Annotated in this window: 14 protein-coding genes; all 14 read right to left on the bottom strand. The window is 56.7% G+C overall.

All coding sequences use genetic code 11. The features are described 5' to 3' along the window. Positions 1-46: 46 nt before the first annotated feature. The 14 genes from QA643_RS11810 to QA643_RS11745 all read right to left on the bottom strand — a co-directional run bounded on the left by QA643_RS11810 (position 47) and on the right by QA643_RS11745 (position 17,845). Positions 47-1,060, bottom strand: a complete 1,014-nt coding sequence (locus tag QA643_RS11810) for a class I SAM-dependent methyltransferase (RefSeq protein ID WP_283033334.1) — start codon at positions 1,058-1,060, stop codon at positions 47-49. Positions 1,061-1,125: 65 nt separating this feature from the next. Continuing rightward, positions 1,126-2,379 carry a glycosyltransferase family 4 protein gene (locus tag QA643_RS11805; RefSeq protein ID WP_283033333.1) on the bottom strand — a complete coding sequence of 418 codons (1,254 nt, stop codon included), beginning with the start codon at positions 2,377-2,379 and terminating at the stop codon, positions 1,126-1,128. 4 nt (positions 2,380-2,383) lie between these two features. Further along, a complete protein-coding gene (gene asnB / locus QA643_RS11800) occupies positions 2,384-4,273 on the bottom strand; it encodes an asparagine synthase (glutamine-hydrolyzing) (RefSeq protein ID WP_283033332.1) in 1,890 nt (629 codons plus the stop codon). A gap of 41 nt (positions 4,274-4,314) precedes the next feature. Further along, a complete protein-coding gene (locus QA643_RS11795) occupies positions 4,315-5,508 on the bottom strand; it encodes a glycosyltransferase (RefSeq protein ID WP_283033331.1) in 1,194 nt (397 codons plus the stop codon). Positions 5,509-5,532: 24 nt separating this feature from the next. Further along, positions 5,533-7,095, bottom strand: a complete 1,563-nt coding sequence (locus QA643_RS11790) for a glycosyltransferase (protein ID WP_283033330.1) — start codon at positions 7,093-7,095, stop codon at positions 5,533-5,535. Positions 7,096-7,164: 69 nt separating this feature from the next. Further along, positions 7,165-9,102, bottom strand: coding sequence for an asparagine synthase (glutamine-hydrolyzing) (gene asnB / locus QA643_RS11785; protein WP_283033329.1), 1,938 nt, complete (start codon positions 9,100-9,102; stop codon positions 7,165-7,167). Positions 9,103-9,279: 177 nt separating this feature from the next. Continuing rightward, positions 9,280-10,311, bottom strand: coding sequence for a class I SAM-dependent methyltransferase (locus QA643_RS11780; protein WP_283033328.1), 1,032 nt, complete (start codon positions 10,309-10,311; stop codon positions 9,280-9,282). Between the two features lie 199 nt (positions 10,312-10,510). Then, positions 10,511-11,920 carry a formyltransferase family protein gene (locus QA643_RS11775; RefSeq protein ID WP_283033327.1) on the bottom strand — a complete coding sequence of 470 codons (1,410 nt, stop codon included), beginning with the start codon at positions 11,918-11,920 and terminating at the stop codon, positions 10,511-10,513. Beyond that, positions 11,920-12,624: a WbqC family protein gene (locus QA643_RS11770; RefSeq protein ID WP_283033326.1), complete on the bottom strand. Its 705-nt coding sequence runs from the start codon at positions 12,622-12,624 to the stop codon at positions 11,920-11,922. Before QA643_RS11770 ends, QA643_RS11775 begins: the two co-directional genes overlap by 1 nt. 102 nt (positions 12,625-12,726) lie before the next feature. Beyond that, complete coding sequence (locus tag QA643_RS11765) at positions 12,727-13,518, bottom strand: ABC transporter permease (RefSeq protein WP_283033325.1); 792 nt, start codon at positions 13,516-13,518, stop codon at positions 12,727-12,729. After that, positions 13,515-14,735, bottom strand: a complete 1,221-nt coding sequence (locus QA643_RS11760) for an ABC transporter ATP-binding protein (protein WP_283033324.1) — start codon at positions 14,733-14,735, stop codon at positions 13,515-13,517. Before QA643_RS11760 ends, QA643_RS11765 begins: the two co-directional genes overlap by 4 nt. Beyond that, complete coding sequence (locus tag QA643_RS11755; protein WP_283034777.1) at positions 14,732-15,898, bottom strand: ABC transporter ATP-binding protein; 1,167 nt, start codon at positions 15,896-15,898, stop codon at positions 14,732-14,734. The genes QA643_RS11760 and QA643_RS11755 overlap by 4 nt, the downstream gene beginning before the upstream one ends. A 49-nt stretch (positions 15,899-15,947) precedes the next feature. Then, complete coding sequence (locus QA643_RS11750) at positions 15,948-17,075, bottom strand: radical SAM/SPASM domain-containing protein (RefSeq protein ID WP_283033323.1); 1,128 nt, start codon at positions 17,073-17,075, stop codon at positions 15,948-15,950. A 56-nt stretch (positions 17,076-17,131) separates the two neighbouring features. Further along, positions 17,132-17,845, bottom strand: a complete 714-nt coding sequence (locus QA643_RS11745) for a formyltransferase family protein (RefSeq protein ID WP_283033322.1) — start codon at positions 17,843-17,845, stop codon at positions 17,132-17,134. Positions 17,846-17,885 lie beyond the last annotated feature (40 nt).

The following is a 17,885-nucleotide window of genomic DNA, read 5'->3' as shown; positions in this document are numbered from 1 at the left end:
CGGTGTGCGCAAGCCGGGTCAAGCCACGGCGGCGCGGCTCTCGACCTTAGACTCCGGCGGGAGATAGCTTCGGAACCAGACCCCGCGCCTCGACGCCATTCCCGCCATAGCTTACTTCGATCTGAACCAGCCCAGCAGCATCGAGAGCCTGCGCAATCTGCTCCGTCGATCTTTTGTGCTTGTATCGATCTGTAAGCGCGTCGTGAGTATCCAGGACGGCCCATGCATAGAGCAACTTGGGTCCCAATTGTCCATAATAGTCGTGGTAGTCGAGAACAGGCGAAAAATGCAAGACGGCTTGTCTGAATCTGCCGCCGAGCGCCAGTTTTCGCAAATGCCAGCTCAGTCGGTGTAGAGGCCAGAGAGCTGCAACAAGCAGCCTTACAAGATTCATCGCAACTTTTGGATCCTGCCGGATGAGGAATTTGCGCAAGCGCTGCCGCGTCTTGGTCATATCCTCATGACCATATCGATAGTGATCAATGACCAGAAGCCCCCCTGGAGCAACGTGGCCGGCGAGCACCCGGATGGTCTCGTCGGGGTCAGGCGTGTGCTGAATGACCCCAAGGCAGATCACAACATCGAAAGATCGAGGCGCAACCGGAAGCGCGCGTATGTCGGCCTGACAAACAAAATATCCATCCCTTGAGCCACAATTTTCGCGGTTTGCTTCAACCGCCGTGGAAAGATCGCATGCAAGGACCTGCGCGCCTTCTGCCAGCAGCACTTCCGTAAACCGGCCAGCGCCGCATCCTGCCTCCAGCACTTTCTTGCCCCGCACCGCGCCGAAGCCGCCCAAACATCGCTCCAGCCGATCCCGGCTGATCGATGTTCCGGTGTAGGAGTCCAACTGGGTCTTCCTGAAAGTCTTCCACTGCAGTCCAAATGCCGCAGCGTAGTTCTCAGGCGGAACAAAGCGTGGAACGCCTCCGATCACTGAGTAAGCGCGGCCGCTGCATGACCGCAGCTCTGTCGTTTTGTCGGAAATTTCCTCGGACGGTGGAATGGGCTTCAGTTGTTCACCCGTGTCGGGGCAAATAAGCGGAACAATCGGTTTCATGCAGGCAAGTCATCCCTCGAAGAAAGTCATTGTTACAGCGATTACTGCGATGTTGCAGGTCCCGATCAGATTCTGAGCCAGTAGCGCGCTACATCGATCAGCATCATCGGGCGATACCAGGAACGCCTTATGGGCTGCGAAGCCAATTCGCGGTATATTGCCTCCACGCGCCGCACGTCGTTCGGGAAGTTCGCCTCCTCGACGACAATTTCCCGCCCCCTTGCGACGATCGCATCCCGCAATGGCTTTTCCTCCAGCAATCTGAGGATAGCGCTCGCGACACTTGCCGGCTCGATATCGGCAAACAGAACGCTCTCGCCATCTTTGACAATCTCTCCGTAGCGGTCGAGTCTGCCAACTACATTCGGGACACCACAGGCCATCGCTTCAAGCAAGGTCTGCGGCAAACCGTCAGATTGCGGAATTCCGACCGCCACTTCCGCAAGGGAGTAGAAGAGCGGCATCTGGTCATGGGCGATGTGACCGACAAAGCTCACATGACCCGCGAGGCCAAGCCGCTCAATCTGGGCCAACAGCTCTGCGCGGTACTGCGGGTTGGCGCCATATTCCGTGACAACGAGGTGGGCCGATGGAACCTGTTTGACCACCAGCGCCATAGCCTCGACAAGAACGTCGATATTATAGAAAGGCTGCAGGATTTTTGGGCTGAGCACGATCCGGGCATGGTCCGGGATTCCGCACTCGGCGCGAAGGTTTGACGCATCAAGCGGCCGGAACTGTTGAGGATCAACCCCCCATACCACCCTGGTCGCCTTGCCGCCATAGCCGCCCAGTTCATTGAGCTTGGCAATCAGAAAGTCGGATTTTGCGGTGATGCGGTCGGCCGCAGCAAACAGGCGCTTGGTCAGCGAAATTCCACGTGGTGTCGGCTCGCCCTGCTCCTCGAACAGCACATCTCCACCCATCACGCTGACCACCAGCGGACGGTAGCCCAACGCGCCTGCCAGCCAGGCCCACGTGCTATATGCATAGTGCACGTGGATGATGTCGGGGTTTGTCGATCTTATCAGACGGCGAAAGTCGAGGAACAACCTCGCCATATCAGACAGACCACTCAAATTGCGCCCGATCAGCTTGCTTCCCCAGCGCGCCAAACGCGAGAGCCATTCGTCCTGGCCCGGGCGAACGGACGGTGTAAGCTCCGTAACCTCGATGAGACCTGCCGATGGTGTGCCCAACAGATAGACCTCATGCCCAAGGCCGCCGAAACAGCGCACCCTGTTCACCACGTGCGTGCTCGTCGCGTAGCCGATCGCCAGGATCTTCAGCGGGCGGGATGTGGATGACGCCAAAGTCATTGCGCTAGGCCACCAGACCGATGTTCGTTGCAGAAGCACCGGGATCGAGAATTTGCCTGTGCCAGAGCTCGAGCATGAGCAGCACGAACAGCCTGTTGCCGATATCGTCGCCACCTTTCATGTGCCGGTCGACCATTGTCGAGACAACGTCCGGCCTGAAGTAGCCTCTGCGCGCGACGCTAGCGGGGGAGAGGAGATCATAGACCATATCTCTTAGACCCGTCCGTAGCCATTTGCCGAGCGGAAGGTTGAAGCCAGCCTTGGGACGATAGAGAATATCGGCCGGGAGACGCGACTCCATGGCTCGTTTCACAATCAATTTGCCTTCGCCGCCCTTGATCTTAAGATTGCCGGGCAACGTGAACGCCCATTCGACCAGTTCGTGATCCAAGAACGGAACACGCGCCTCGACGCCAGCGGCCATTGTGAGTCTGTCGACCTTGGTCAGCATTTCGCTGATCAGCGAGGACTTCATGTCGGTGTACAGCTTACGCGTCAACTCCGGTTGGCCAACCGCAGACTCATAGTGCGAAGCCGTGATGTTGCGAGACCATGCGTCCTTCAAATTCGGCCAAATGTCCGGCATCACAAGGTGTGCAAGGTCGATGTCTCGAAGGCAGGCATAACTGTCGATGTAGCGTTCCGCGTCTTTCTCACTTCTCGCCATCGCCCGCCACAGCCGGAAGTCTGGAGCCATGCGGTGACCGATCGCACCAGCCTGCGAGAGCAGCCGGCGCAGCGGCTTTAGTCTGGTCGCGACCAACGGAGGAAAGTCCTGATGCCTCCAGGTGTATCCCGCGAAGACCTCATCGCCTCCGTCGCCCGTCAGAACGACCTTGATTCCGTCCTCCCTCGCCGCCTTGGCGAGAAAGTATATACCCAGTGCTGACGAGACTGCGAAGGGTTCGTCGCAATGCCAGGCCATCGCCGGAAGAAAATCACCCGCCTCGGCACCGAGATCCAACTCGCGGTGCGTCGTACCGTAGCGTTCCGCCACAACGCGAGCATAAGGTCCTTCGTCGAAGACTTCGTCGCCTTTGAATACAACCGAAAAGGTCCGCATCCCCGCACTGGCCTGCGGTCCAACGAGGGCCACGACCGAGCTAGAATCGACACCGCCGCTCAGGAAAGCTCCTACCGGCACGTCTGCAACAAGGTGACTTCGAACCGCGTCGCCAAACCGCTCATCGAATTCGACACAAGCATCCGCAAGCGAAAGCGATCGCGGTGCCGAAGGCAGAGGAACATTCCAGTACGCGTGGTCACGCACGTCACGCCCACGAACGATGAGCATGTGACCGGCCTCGAGCCGCCGAACTCCCTTCAGAATTGATTGCGGGTCGGGAATGCTGAGAAGATGAAGGAAATTTGCCAGTGACGCCTGGTCAACTTCACGCGGCGTCTGGGGATTGACAAGCAGGGACTTCAACTCCGATGCGAACGATACGTGTTCGTGGCCAACGTGATAATAGAGCGGCTTGATCCCGATCCGATCGCGCGCGAGCAGTAGCGTTCGTTGCGCTGCGTCCCAGATCGCCAGCGCGAACATTCCCCGCAGACGCTTTACGAAGTCCTGGCCATAACATCGATAGGCCTGGAGGATGACCTCGGTGTCCGACGAGGTTCGAAAGCCATAGCCCCTTGCCTGCAGCTCGCGCTTCAGTTCCAAAAAATTGTAGACTTCTCCGTTATAGACAATGCGGACTTGGCCATCGTCGGAGACCATTGGCTGCTCGGCGGCCACGGAAAGATCGATGATGGAAAGACGACGATGACCGAGCCCCACGGAACCATCCACCCAAACGCCTTCTGCGTCAGGGCCACGATGGGCGACGACTCTCGTCATGGCGACGACCACGCCACGATCGACCGGCTTCTGCCGGTCAAAATTCATGATTCCTGCGATCCCGCACATCTGATTTATCTGCTCAGCGGCTAGAGAACACGCGCCACGATATCTGCAACGCGATGATCGTAGGTATGACCGGACATTGCGAGATCATAGGCGCGCTGAGCGATCTCGCGACAATGAGTCTGATCCCGGAGCGCGCGAATCGCCTCGTCAATATCGGAGAGGTCAGCGCGTACCGGAATGTAGTGTTCATTGGCCTTGAGAATGCCGTTATAGCCTCCTTCGATCAGGACCTGACAGGTCTTGGTACCGATCGCTTCGAAGTGCCTTGACGAGATGCTCTTGCCTGACACACCGCGCGGGACGCCGGCAAAGAATTTCTCGAACACTTCCTCAAAGCTGGCGTTCTGATTCTGCTTCAGATTGTAGGTTCTGGCGCGATCGAGGAGAGCACCTCTCTCGTTGAGATAATAGGTCCCGGACTCTGCGCCGATCAAAGTACGACAGCGATTGAGAAATGCCGCCCATTCATCGCGCGGCATCCGCGACGACCGACCACCTCGAATGTCGCATCGAACGCCCCGTTCCTCCCCATGCCGCTCAAAATACGCAATCAAGTCGGTTCTTTCCCGATCTCCGACGAAGGGCCAGTAGATGTCACCGACAAATCCCACGTCGATATCGCGCTGCGCGCCGGGTAGCGGTGAATATACGGAAGGATTGAGCGCATGCGGCGTCGCAAGGATTTGCGTTCCGTCAAGCTCTCCATAGAGATATTCCGCGGCCGCAATAGGAAGCTGGCTGCAGAGAAACTCGGCCTTCACCGCTCTGCAAAACTCCAGCTTCTGGTCGAGAAGGTCGTATTCATTGCCTAGAAAGACGACGATCGGACAGGAGCGTTTGGCCAAGAAAGGCGCGATCCGGTTGATCAAGGACATATCGTCACCGGCCGCCACATGTGACACGACAATGAGGTCGTAGGTCCTGACGCGTAACATGCAAGTTCCGAGATGAACGAGATTATTCATGTCGCAGATGGTGACGTCGAGCTCAGGCGATCGGCAGAAAGCATCCCTCCAATCACGAACGTAGGATAACCGCTGGTTGAAATCCTGCAGATGAGCGTACAGCGTACGGATAGTTGCGCTACCACGCAGCAGATTTGGCGGTTGCGCACCATCCTCGATTCCCAACAAGCCTCGCAGCAGCGTTGCCGAAGCCATGACGGTAGGCCCGATCCCGTTTAGATCGAGAAAGAGAGTCTTTTTCTTTGCCACTTTGATATCTTGAAGCTCGCCTGTTCAGCCGATGGTTTCGCTCTCGACCGCCGAACACGAGGCTTCAGCCTTGCCGAGATTTCGATGGAGTAGCCCTCTGAGGACTCGCTCTTCGCGCTCCCAACAAAGTTCACGGCTGGCCAGATCGAGATTTCTCCTGATCGCTACGCACTGGTCACGGTTCTCGACAAATGACCGAAGCGCCAACTCGATCTGGCTCGGATCTCGGGGATCGGCCATAAGTCCCACGCCATAGCGATCCGCCAGACGACGAATCTCTGCGAGGTCGGGATAGACCAGCGGCAATCTTGCCGCGATCGACTGGAAAAACCGATTGGGTAATGCGTTCTGATAATTGGGCGACTTGCCGTAGTAAAGCACAACCGATGCGTCCGCAGACGAGATAAATGGAACCACCTCTTGCGGAAGCACCGGCGGAAGGACATGAACTCGTCCATCAATGCCACGCGACTTGATCGCGTCGTCAAGCGGCGGATAACCCCCTCCCAGAAAAGCCAAATGAACATGCTCCGGCAACCGTGAGAGCGCATCAAACATTTGCTCCATAGCCATTCCCGGCTTCCAATTCCCAATTGAAACAACCAGAAATGCTTCTACGGGTAGGTCGATCGCTTCCCTAATGGTCCCGGCAAGTTCGCGGTCAAGCCGAAGATCATGCGCATTGCGCACAATTGCGGCGTCGCAACCAAATCGCTCTCGCATCAGGGCAGCGATGCCGTCGTTTACGGTTACCACATCATCTGCGAACCGGACGCAAAGTCGCTCAATGAACCTTTCGAAAGGCATGACCCAGTTCTTCCAGAACGGCGAAAGACTGCCGTCATCTTCTAATTGCGAATAAAAATCATGAGCGTCGTAGATCACCTTGGCCCGATACCTCAATGAGAGGAACCATACGGCCGGAAATTGGTAAAACGCATGAAGGTAGTAGACGTCCGCACGCGGAGCGACAGCGAGGACCGAGAAGAAATACTTGTTGAGATAAACAGCGAGATGCTCCGCGAAGAGCGACGGATGGTAGAATGCCCAATTCGGAAGCTTCGTCGCGGCGCCTCTAGCAATGGCTTTTAGGGTCATGAACGTCGCAGCTGGAACAGCGACGACGACCGCCCTGATTGAGAGCACTCCCGCGATTGAGCCCGAACCTCGACAGGAAACAGCAGCCTGATCGAAACGATCCAAGGCGGGCACAAACATTCCTGCAATAGCCCGAGTCCCCCGCCAACGCCGAAAAAAGCGGCCGACGCTGGATTCCCGCAATCTCAAAAACGTGGAAATGCGCGGGGCGGCTGTGGACTCTGAGGATGGTGAAGACGGCTCCTTCCTTCCTGGGTCCCCTTGTCCGACCTCAGGAGCCGAAGCTCCAGATTTCGCGCAATCCAAGCTCGATATGACTTCAATCGGCACTTCCGCGGACGCGAGTTGACTTTTCTCGCCTTCGATAACCACGGATCGGAAGCCGAATCGATGGACCGAAATCACCTGTTTCAGCGTTCGGCTATCGGCCGAAAGCGGCAGCGGCGTCAAAGATACTATGACGGGCCTGCGGTCGGCGGCAGTCGTCATGAGACCCTTCTCTCCAAATGCATTGTCGTGCGCCCAAGTGCGGTGTTGGAGCAGACACTCGCGAACAAGTCAAACTAGAAATTGGTTCCGCCACAAGTACAGATTGAGCAGCCTCCAGGGAAGAAAGTCGAGCCGTTGGGTCTCCTCTATCCGATCACGTGCCTGCAGCGCAGCCTCTCGGTCGATAAAGTCAGCCATCTTGTCCGAATGGAGGGCATCTAGGATGAACGGCTTGAGCACTCCTGTTTGCCAGCGCATTTCCGGAGTAGCAAAACCCATCTTTCGTGCGCGCATTCTTACGGGGTCCGGCAACAGGCCCTGCATGGCATCGCGCAGGACGCGCTTCGCGTAACCGCCACGAAACTTGATGTGCGCTGGAAGCGAGAATGCAAACTCAACCAGACGATGATCGAGGAATGGCACCCGAGATTCGACTGAGAATGCCATCGAGTTCCGATCCTCATAGCGCAGCAACGCTGGCAGGTTGCTCTCAAAAAAGAAGCGTCGCAGGACTGAGGCCAAGGGGGCTTTATCGTCCCACGGGGTTTGGTATGCCCCTGTTCCGACCACAGATTTGCCTGCCCACGCCCGTTCAAAGTCCTCTCGCATCCAGAATGCTGAGGGGGACGCCACGGCAATGCCCTTTGTCCTTGTCAGCGCAGCTAGCGCTCGCCTCACGCCCGGCAAGGGCAGAACCGCACGCCATGGAGTTCCTTGCAAGCGGGACCATTGCCAGCTCTCGACAAGAGCCTTCATCAGCCGACCCTGCGCTGCCAACTCAAGGAAGAGATGCGGCGCAGTGCTCGCGTAACCGCCAAGCATTTCGTCGGATCCCTGGCCGTCCAGCACCACCTTAACCCCCGTATCCTGGATCAGACGGAATACTGACCATTGGGCAAAGATCGAGGTTGAAGTGAACGGTTCGTCCTGATGCCAAACCAGCTCTTTCAGGTCGGCCTCGATGTCCTTGTCCCGAGGCTCGGTAAAATGCGGCTGCATCCCCGCAGCAGTCATATTCTGCCGCGTAAACTCAAGTTCGTCCGCCTCAGGAATGTCGAAATGGCAGCTGAACGCATGCCTTTCGATGCCAAGCTGTTCACGTTGCGAGATATCCCGCATCAGGACAGCAATGGCGCCGCTATCCAAGCCTCCGGAAAGGCAGGTTCCGACCGGCACATCAGCGCGCAGGTGGATGCGAACACTCTCACGAAGGAGATCCTGAAGCCTCCCGGCAGCGCCTTCAGGTGAAATATCCTCCAGCTCGGGTCCGGCAGGCGGATTGTAGTACGAATTCTCTTTGTGGCGGCCTTCATCCAACGACAGCACCAGCGTACAACCGGGACGAACCTTGTAGATTCCGGAAAAAAACGTTTCAGGCCCAATATCCGCGACCTCATGACGAAGATAGTCATAGGCGGCTCGCGCGTTAAGCGATCGCGGAACCCAGGGGATTTCGAGCAGTTGCTTGATCTCCGAGCCGAACGCAAAGCGATCGCCGGATGAAAAATAGTGTAGTGGCTTGATACCGAAGCGGTCGCGTGAAAGCATCAGGTGGCGCTGCCGAAGATCAAGGATCGCAAGCGCCCACATTCCGACAAACCGGGTGAACGCATCCGAGCCCCACTGCTCGTATGAGCGGAGGATGACCTCAGTGTCGGAATTTGAGCGGAAGACAACGCCCCTACCCTCCAACTCGGTACGGAGCTCCAGATAGTTATAGATCTCGCCGTTGTACGTTATCCAAACCTGCTCGTCCTCAGACGCCATCGGCTGGTGCCCGAGGTCCGAAAGGTCGATAATGGCAAGACGCCGGTGCGCGAGCAGTACGTTCACTGAAGCGCCCGGGCCCACTTCACGGAAAGCCGCCGTCCTACCCGGTCGCGTATCGAACCAGACAAAACCCTCGCCATCCGGGCCGCGGTGTGAGACCACGGAAAGTCCGCGTAGCAAGTTTTGCTGTGGCTGTCCAAGACCGCGCCGATCGAGGACGCCAAATACGCCGCACATCAGCGACCGTTCCTTCGCAATGAGAGCCTCATGTCAAGCTGTCGCATTTCGATCTAGGCGAATGACTCGATACTTCGTGGAACTGCGCCTTTGCTCGCCGTCCCCAGCGAGAATTTCACAATCGGCAATCTGGATGACGAAAGCGACCGATGCAGGAATTGGCGAGACGTTTATGTGTCAGGACGGAGCGTGCGCAACGACCTGCGTTCGATCAAAGATCGTGATTGTGGGTCTCCGCGCAGAGATCAGCCAGTGCGTCTGGCAACCTTCGCCAATGCGCCAACGCCCGACCCACGCCGCGATCACCGCAGTTGACCAAGCGAACATCATCTTCATGGGCTTTATCTTCTGGCACAGACTCCAAAGTTTATCTGGAAAATACAACTCGGGAACTCGCACCGACCAATTCATTAATTCATATACCAGCAGTTGCCGCCTCGAGAAGATCGGCAAAACATTAACGCTGTCGAACCCGATTCGCTCGAGATTCATGCGCCACTCATTCGCCGTTGCGTAGTGAAAGTGCATGCTGACCTTGTCTCGCGAACGCGCAGCATCTTCGGCGCGTGTACGATCTCCAAGGCATGCCCACAACCTTGTGTCCAGTGTGCTTGAACGAAATTCAGGCGATGGCGTCGTGAAAACAAGCGCACCTCCGGGTTTGAGCAACCGAAGCATCTCACGAAAGGCACTGTCGAGATCTCGAACGTGCTCCAGCACGCAAATGCTGATGGCACAGTCGAATGAAGCTGGCGGCAGGGGTATTTCACTTGCAGTCGCACAGGAAAAGCCCGTGTAGCCGTTCGCAAGAGTGTCGTTGGCGAAGCTGCCGACTGGATCGACCCCGTGAAGTTCCGCCAAACCTACCATGCGCTTCAGGAGCCCGCCGATATATCCGTTGCCGCATCCTATATCTATGCCGCGGCCGAGTAGACAGCTTCTATGACCGGCCAGCGCATCCAGTTCGATGCCTTTGTGAACTGCCATCTCCGGCACATGAAAATAGAGCTCGCCCAATTCACGGTGCCAGGGTGCTGGGCGAGCTTTTCCGCCCAGCCACACGACAATAGCGATGATCGTAAGAACTGTGCAGTTGAGCAAACCGGCCATGATGGCAAGCGGCTTCAATGGAAAGCGGTTCGAGCGACTGACGCGCCTTTGCAACCGTTCGTAGTTACCTCCTTGGTAGTCTTCCAAGGTCAGCGGCACGAAGAATTTCTCGCTTAGATGTCTCATACACAAGAAGCCGGGAAAGGTTGAGTCAGAGGATCAATTCGCGCATGAGTGATCGGGAGTTCGCCTTGCAGTTCGTTTCAGCCGTGACCGCGCAAATCCGTCCATCGGCAGATTTGAGCACCGGCAAACTACCTACCCGATCGGACGTTTTGAAAAAAGCACCCACTTGTCCTCAAGTGATATTGTGGCGCCCTGCCTTCGCCAAGCCGGCATCATATTCGCGGCGGACTTGACGCGCGCGCCCGAGGATTGCGCGATCAACTCGCTCTGAGGGAGATAGCCTCTCTTTCGTCCACCACTCAGGATGTGTGAGGAGGTGCAGACGCGGATATCCTTCAGCAATTACAGCCGACATGGGCTGGAACCGCCAATAGCCATTGGAATCCGAGCAGTATCGATATTCATTGCGCAGCTGGCGCGAATAGGCGTTCCACAATCCATTGATACGATCAGCATCGAAGTCGAGCAGATTGGACATATCCGGGTTGTGCCAACTAAGCGATCGAACTGGTACCTCGAACGCGATCTCCAGGAGTTTGCGCTCGCGCTCGACACATGTCTCCAAGTGGCCGATATCCCATTTTTTTAAATCATAGGCTGCTGAATCGAAATGCAACCCAATCTCGTGTCCGAGCTCGGCAATGCGGTGAACCAACTTAGTTACCGAAGGCTCCAGGAGATTGTAGAAGATAGAATGTGGATTGACGAAATAGGTGGCCATAACGCCCTCCTTCGCCTCAATCTCGGCTAGCGCAGCCGCACGATGCATGGAGAAATCGACGTCGTGGCGCCAAATGACGTGGCGGTCGCTCACAACGTCGCCATAGAAAGCAAATCGATACTGACCGGCCTTGAGCATCGAAAGAAGCCGGCAATATGCATCTTCGGTAAAGTCGTCATCAACGGCGACGGAGGCGGCTGTAGCCGTAGCACGCTTGTCGATCCGAAACATTCGATCGTGGATTCGAACGACCAGATTGTCGTAAGCACCTCCTTCAAGGGCCCGGTAACGTCGCCGGAGTTCCACCTCATCAATTAGCGGGGTTATGTTGGAAAGGCGGATGAGATCGGCCCTGGTTGTCTTCACGTTTCCCCAGGCGATGCCGGTAAGCGACGACATTGGCTCCACATCGAGCAATCTAGCGCCCACTTTTTCGATCATTCGGATTCCGGCTTCGTTCGCCGCCTCCAACAATGAAGCGGGCGTCGCATCAGGTGCGACCGGGAACATCTCCGTTGCAACGATGGGCCCGGCATCGACTTTCGCATCCATGATGTGCAGTGTCGCGCCATACGTCGTGGCGTCGCGGTAGATGGCGTGGTGGTGCGGGTCTCGACCAGGGAATTCCGGAGAAGCCGCGTGAAGGTTGTAGGCAGGTCTCCCAAGTCGACCGAGTACTTCGGGCGTAACGATCACGCTCGTGCCAAAACTCAGAAGCAGCATGTGCGGGCCGAATTGAAGCCGGCTCAGCTCCTCTGGATTCGATACCGCACGGATGTCAGCTACACCCGGGAAAGCACCCTTCAATCGCGCGAGTTCGTTGCCAGAAAAGCCGGTAAGCAGAACAACGGTTTCCGTCATCACGACCTGTCAGGGAAAGCTTCGGTGAGGGGACGACCATCGTGCATCAGGTAGTCAATGACCGAAAGGCCCGGCAGGAATCGGTCTGGCGATCCGTAGCATTCCGGAACGAAGCGCTGATAAACGACATCGATGCCGGCTCCTCGGATCAGGTCGTCGTCCTGATACCCTGCTGCACCTCCTCCCACCAGATAGGCGCATCCACCAACCGCTTTCACCAGTGAGATCAGCCGTTCCGTTGCCTGCCCTTCGCTCCTGATCTCGGATTGACGCACGAAACGCGTGGTTACACCGATACGTTCCGCAATTGCATGGATAACTGAGATGTTAAAGGCAGCAAGGTTGTTCTCGGCCGACTCGATCAGAGGTAAGAGAAACTCCATTGTACGGTCATATTGCGGCGCCTTCCCATAGTTCATCTGCAACGTGCGCATGATCTTCTTGCGCCATGGCTGGCCATCGTCGATTTGGGCCGCCATGATGGATTGTCCCCGAGCCATCCGCTTGATCGGGCATGTAACCCACTGCGCATCGCCCTGGATGGAAAGCCGCACGCGGTTGATCCAAGAGCCCATTCCGCCGGATCCTGATCTCGGATAGTCGACGTCATCCAAGAAGACAAAGATCTCTGCCCGGCGAATCTTGTCAAAGTAGCCAAGCCAAGGGAAAAAATTAGGTTGATGAATTGCTACTAGATGCGCCATTTCTGATCATCCGCAGCCGAACACACTCGAAACCGGTTACTGGTCGAAAGCCTCTGCATCAACCTCGGTCTCTTTCGCGCCAAAAAAATTGAATGTGTCTGCTCAAAGTCTTGAATCAAAGAACAGCTTGAGCCTTCGGAACCACCATAGGCCGCCCACGAACAGAGCTATCGAGACCGCCGCCAGATAAGTGATCATCCACAACTCCGGCAGCTTGCCATCGACGATAATGGCTCGATAGAATTCGGCCAGAGCATAGAATGGATTGCAGACCAGAAGCGGCCGGACGAACGCCGGATAGGCGGTTAGTACATAGAAAATCGGCGAAGCGAACAGGATAATCTGAAGCAGGTTTGGCAGAATCAAAGCCGTATCACGGACAAAAACATTTAATGCTGCCAGAAACAGACCGATTCCGGACAAGAACACTAGTTGAATGATCATTGCGAACGGCAAAAGGATCAATGTCCATTTGGGAAGCTCGCCACCGACAATCTGCAATCCGAGAACAACTACTATTGCCACGAGAAGCGGCACGACGCCCATCATGGCTCCAACGATCGGCAAAATCTCGGACTTGAATGCGACGTTCTTCACCACACCGCTGTTGGCAACGACGGAATTCGTGGCGCTCATGAGACCCTCGTTCACGGCGAGCCACGGACCATAACCGCTGATCAGCCAAATCAGGAAGGGGATAGCCCCCTCCTTCCCGGGCAGGCGTCCCGGAAAGACAACAGTGAACACGAAACAGAAGATGCCCATAAGCATAAGGGGCGACAGCACAGCCCAAACAAGCCCCAGCTTGGACCCCAGAAAGCGATCCCCGAGATTCATCCGAAACAGGCTCTTAAGCATGGCAAAGTCGCGTTGGTCAAAACCCGCAAGGATCATTGATTGGCCTCCTCAAGGGCGTGAACGTTGATTACTGGCGAGACATTGAGCATCGGTCGCCCCCCGATGGGCGGGTCATGATCCACCACTTCAAATACTCGCGACAAGCCGCACGACAGACCCCGGTCATCGAGGAGTATCGCATCGAGCCTGAATAGATTTTCTCCAAGGACTAGCGGCTCCATCCGGACACTCACTTCGAACGGCAGGCGGTGCTGAAGCCAGCCATCGTGGGCCGACAAGCGATCTACCCAGATTAAGCGACCATCGACTCGGGTACAGCGTAGCTCAATGTCAGCGCGTCCCCTGGGATTCATCAGCTGGCCGCACACGGTGATTTCGATCGGAACCAGGGCACGGGCGGAAGCGCCTATCGGGGCTCCGTGCTGTTGTATCTCAACGCCTGTAATTGTCCCGCACTCTGTACGAGGCTCGCCGAAATCCGTGTTCTGGAATTTTTGCGCCAACTCGGCCTCATCGGCTTTGTCTACCGTCTGTACATAGGCCTTCGTGACCTCATCCGCGGGGCCATCCATGATCAGACGACCATTGTCCAGCCACAGGCACCGATCGCAAATGTCGGCAATCGCCCCCATGCTATGGCTTACGGCAATCACGATCTGGCCCTCGCCCGCCAGCTGCTTCATCCTGCGGGTTGCTTTGCGCGAAAAGGCAGCATCTCCGACTGAGAGAGTCTCGTCGATGATCAGAATGTCCGACTTCGTGAACGCCCCCATCGCGAACGCCAGCCGAGCCTTCATGCCGGACGAATAGGTTCGAACTGGTCGGTCGATGAAATCACCGAGTTCCGCAAACTCCACGATTTTGGGTGCCAGCTCCTCAATGAAATCCCGCGAATGACCATGCACCGCGCCGTCAAGCAGGATATTCTCCCGGCCTGTGGCTTCTTCGCGCAAGACCATGCCTATTGTGAGCATGGCGTGCACGTGCCCGACGACCCCAATCTTGCCGGTAGTCGGCTGTGTAATACCGGCTAGCAATGACAAGAGAGTAGTTTTGCCGGCTCCATTTCGTCCGATAATGCCGACCCGCTCACCGGGCCCAATGGAAAACGAGATATTTTGGAGAGCATGAATCTCCCGTTGTGTGACCGAGGGCTTGCCTGCCCGCAACGCTTCGAAAAGGCCCGTGTAGCCACCGTGCTGCGCCAAAACAAAGGATTTGGACACATGCTCGACATTGACTGACGCGCTCATGCCGCGGCGACTTTCCAGATCGCATTGAGAAGTTGAGTATTGCTCTCGCCAACCACCTCGAGCGCGATCCCATTGCCGGACAACCATCCGACGCTATCGAGGAGGACGAATTGTCCTGTCGCCCCCGGATCGGGCGAACTGAGCTGAAGACTGACCTGATAAGTTTGCGGCTCAATCGGCAGGCGCGGTACCCGGGCTTCAACCCGATAACGGCCTGGCTGGGAACCAACCGGAATTGGCCGTTTCGTCACGATGACGGTCTCCCAACCAAAGCCGGGCTGCATCCGCTCGATAACGAAGCCAAAGCAGACGTCGCAGGGCTGAAATATCTCCAAATCGGCAGCAACAACGAAGTCCTCGCCCTGGCGGGCATTGACCAACGCGGGCGGCCTCTTGATGAATGCAGCCAGATCTCGGCGCATTTCGCCGACGGCATTATCGCCATACAGATAGATTCTTGTCGCTCGTTCCGAAGGCCCGCTGAAAACAATACGGCCGCGGTCGAGCACATGCGCCGTCTGGCAAAGCTTCAACACTGCACTCCAATCATGCGTGACGAGAATCCCGGAAGCGCCATGGGCTAACCGGTCCTGAAGCCGACGCCAGCATTTGGCCTGAAAATGCTGATCACCGACCGAGAGGATTTCGTCGAGCAGATAGACTGAATACCGGCCGGCCGTCGCGGTCGAGAAATAGAGCCGCGCAGCCATTCCGGCTGAATAGGTCTGGACGGGATCTTCGAAGCGATCACTGAGTTCGGAAAATTCATGAATGTCGAGGATCATGCGCTCTCGCTCGCGCTTGGCAAAGCCATGAACGGTGAGCAGCCGATCCGCATATTCGCGTCCCGTCGCTTGCGAGTTGCCTACGATCCCGAGCTCATAGAGTCCTGACAGAGCGCCGTTAATCGTGACGAATCCATTTTCGGCGGGATATACTCCACCAATAACGCGAAGCAACGTCGATTTTCCGGCGCCATTCCGACCGAGGACTCCGACAAATTGTCCCTTGGGCACATCGAAGGTGACATCATGCAGCGCCTCGAAGCTCTCCATGTTGCCAGATAATCCCAGCGCAACGCGCCAGAGCTGCCCAGCTTGGACGATGGCGAATCGCTTGCTCACGCCGCGACAACCTACCGCGACAATTCCGCCCGATTCCATCACCGCAATCTCTCTGTGAACGACATCTCGCGATCAATTGCCAGCAGCACTACTGCGCGATCTCGATCCCGGGCACGTGAAACCGCGGTCTGTCAGGAAGGTTGACTCCGCGATCCTCCCATCCGTTCGTAAAGAGGCCCCAGATATTGCAGCTGCTGCAACACTCATAGCGATCCCACTCGCCGCGCAAATGTGCCTGACGCATGTCGCTCAGTCGTTGCCACGCTTCCATGAACGTGATCTCGCGGGCATCTCCGATGTAGGCGACCTTGTGCCGTTCTTCACTCGGCAGGTAATCTGGAACGGCGGCCACGCAGGGTGCATATCGGCCGTCGTGCTGAAGCTTGAAGTGCATGAAAATCGACGTGCAAGGCACGCGCGGAAATTTTTGCGCAGCTCGCGGCACGGTGAAGCCTCCTTCCGCCAGCTTTTCCTCAAGCCCCCAGGTTTCGCCGCCCCAGTTTCCAACCTCGCGCCAATAGACCAAATTGACCCGCTTCTCCCAGTAGGCCTTGAACTCCTCGTATGACTGCCGGAACTCCTCGAAGCCCATGATGTGCGTCGTAATGAGCATTTTCGAGTTTCGCGCGTTCCGCAAATCCACAATGCGATCCAGATTCTTCCAAACCCTGTCGAAGTGGTCGACTTGCATCAGCCGCTCGTAGGATTGCCGGTCCGGGGCATCAAAACTGTACGAATAGTGGTCCAGTCCCGCATCGATCAGGCCCACGACCACATCTTCACGCATCAGCGAACCGTTTGTCGCCATGGCAATCCTGAGCTTTGGACGAACTTCCTTGAGCAAACGGATGGCCGAAAGCAGGTTCGGAGCGGCAAGGGTTTCGGAGTACGAGGAAATATTGATTTCCATCCCCTCTTCCGGCATTTCACTTGCGACCTTGCGCAACAAATCCAGATCGAGCCAGGAGGCTCGCCTCGGCTTGTGAACCGATTGCGGGCAAAAGCGGCAAGAATGGTTGCAGGGAGCGGCCCCGAGATTGATCGAGAACTTGCCTGGCAAGGAACCATTCGAATAAGTTGCTTTCAACGAAGCTTCGTGACGCGCTCGCTCTTGCTCGGCGGCATTGTCCTCAGCCGCCACGGGTGTTGCGGCGCTCTTGGGCGCCGTTCCAAATAATCGCGACCTGACCATATTGAATACACGATTGCTGCGCATCGCTGGTCCTCTCTCGTATTAGTTCACACTTGTTCGGCGAAGCCTGAAGCCGAAGTTCAAATCAGATCCCACTCGTCCGCCGGCTTGTCCGGCCGCCACAGCCTGATACAGACCTTCTGGCCGTCAACGTAAAAATAGGCCGGAAAGCGATCCGGATCCGCCGCCCGAATCTCATTGAACAGGCCCGCAAGCGGCTTTTCCGGATCGATTTCAGAATGCGTTGGCGCACGGTCCGGAAAACGAGCGGCCTGGAGCGGAGACTGTGGAGCAGCGCAGGACAGTCCCTCTCGCTCAAAGCGTCGCAGCGCGTCAACAACAACATCCGGCTCGAACTCGAGCGTTTTGCGCAAGAGACTCGCAGAGCTCTCGAAATTTGAGAGTCTGAATGCGCGCTGCAGGACAATGGGTCCTGTGTCGACACCCTCATCGACAATGTGCACGGTTACGCCACTATCTTGCTCGCCATTCGCAAGCAGCCAGTTCAGCGACCTCGCGCCGGGATATTTGGGCAGCAACGTTCCATGAACATTCAGACATATCCGGACGTGTGCAAGGAATGCCTTGGGCAGGATGAAACCAAACCCTACAGAAAGACATTGGGCGTCTCGCAATTCGTCGGGAGGCGTCAAAAGATCCTCGCGCCGAAGGATGCGAACCGGCAGACCGACCTCTCTGGCGTAGCTCACGGTCGACGCGACCTTCGGCCAGCGCTCGGGGTCGGTTACGTAAACGCCGGAGACATCGTAGCCCTCCGAGATCAGCCGCTTCAACACGGCTGTCCGCTGTCCACTGGATAGGTACGCCCAACGA

The organism is Bradyrhizobium sp. CB3481 (assembly GCF_029714305.1).
Taxonomy (GTDB): Bacteria; Pseudomonadota; Alphaproteobacteria; order Rhizobiales; family Xanthobacteraceae; genus Bradyrhizobium.
The sequence above is the reverse complement of the archived record's forward strand: the minus strand, read 5'-3'. Positions and strand labels throughout refer to the sequence as shown.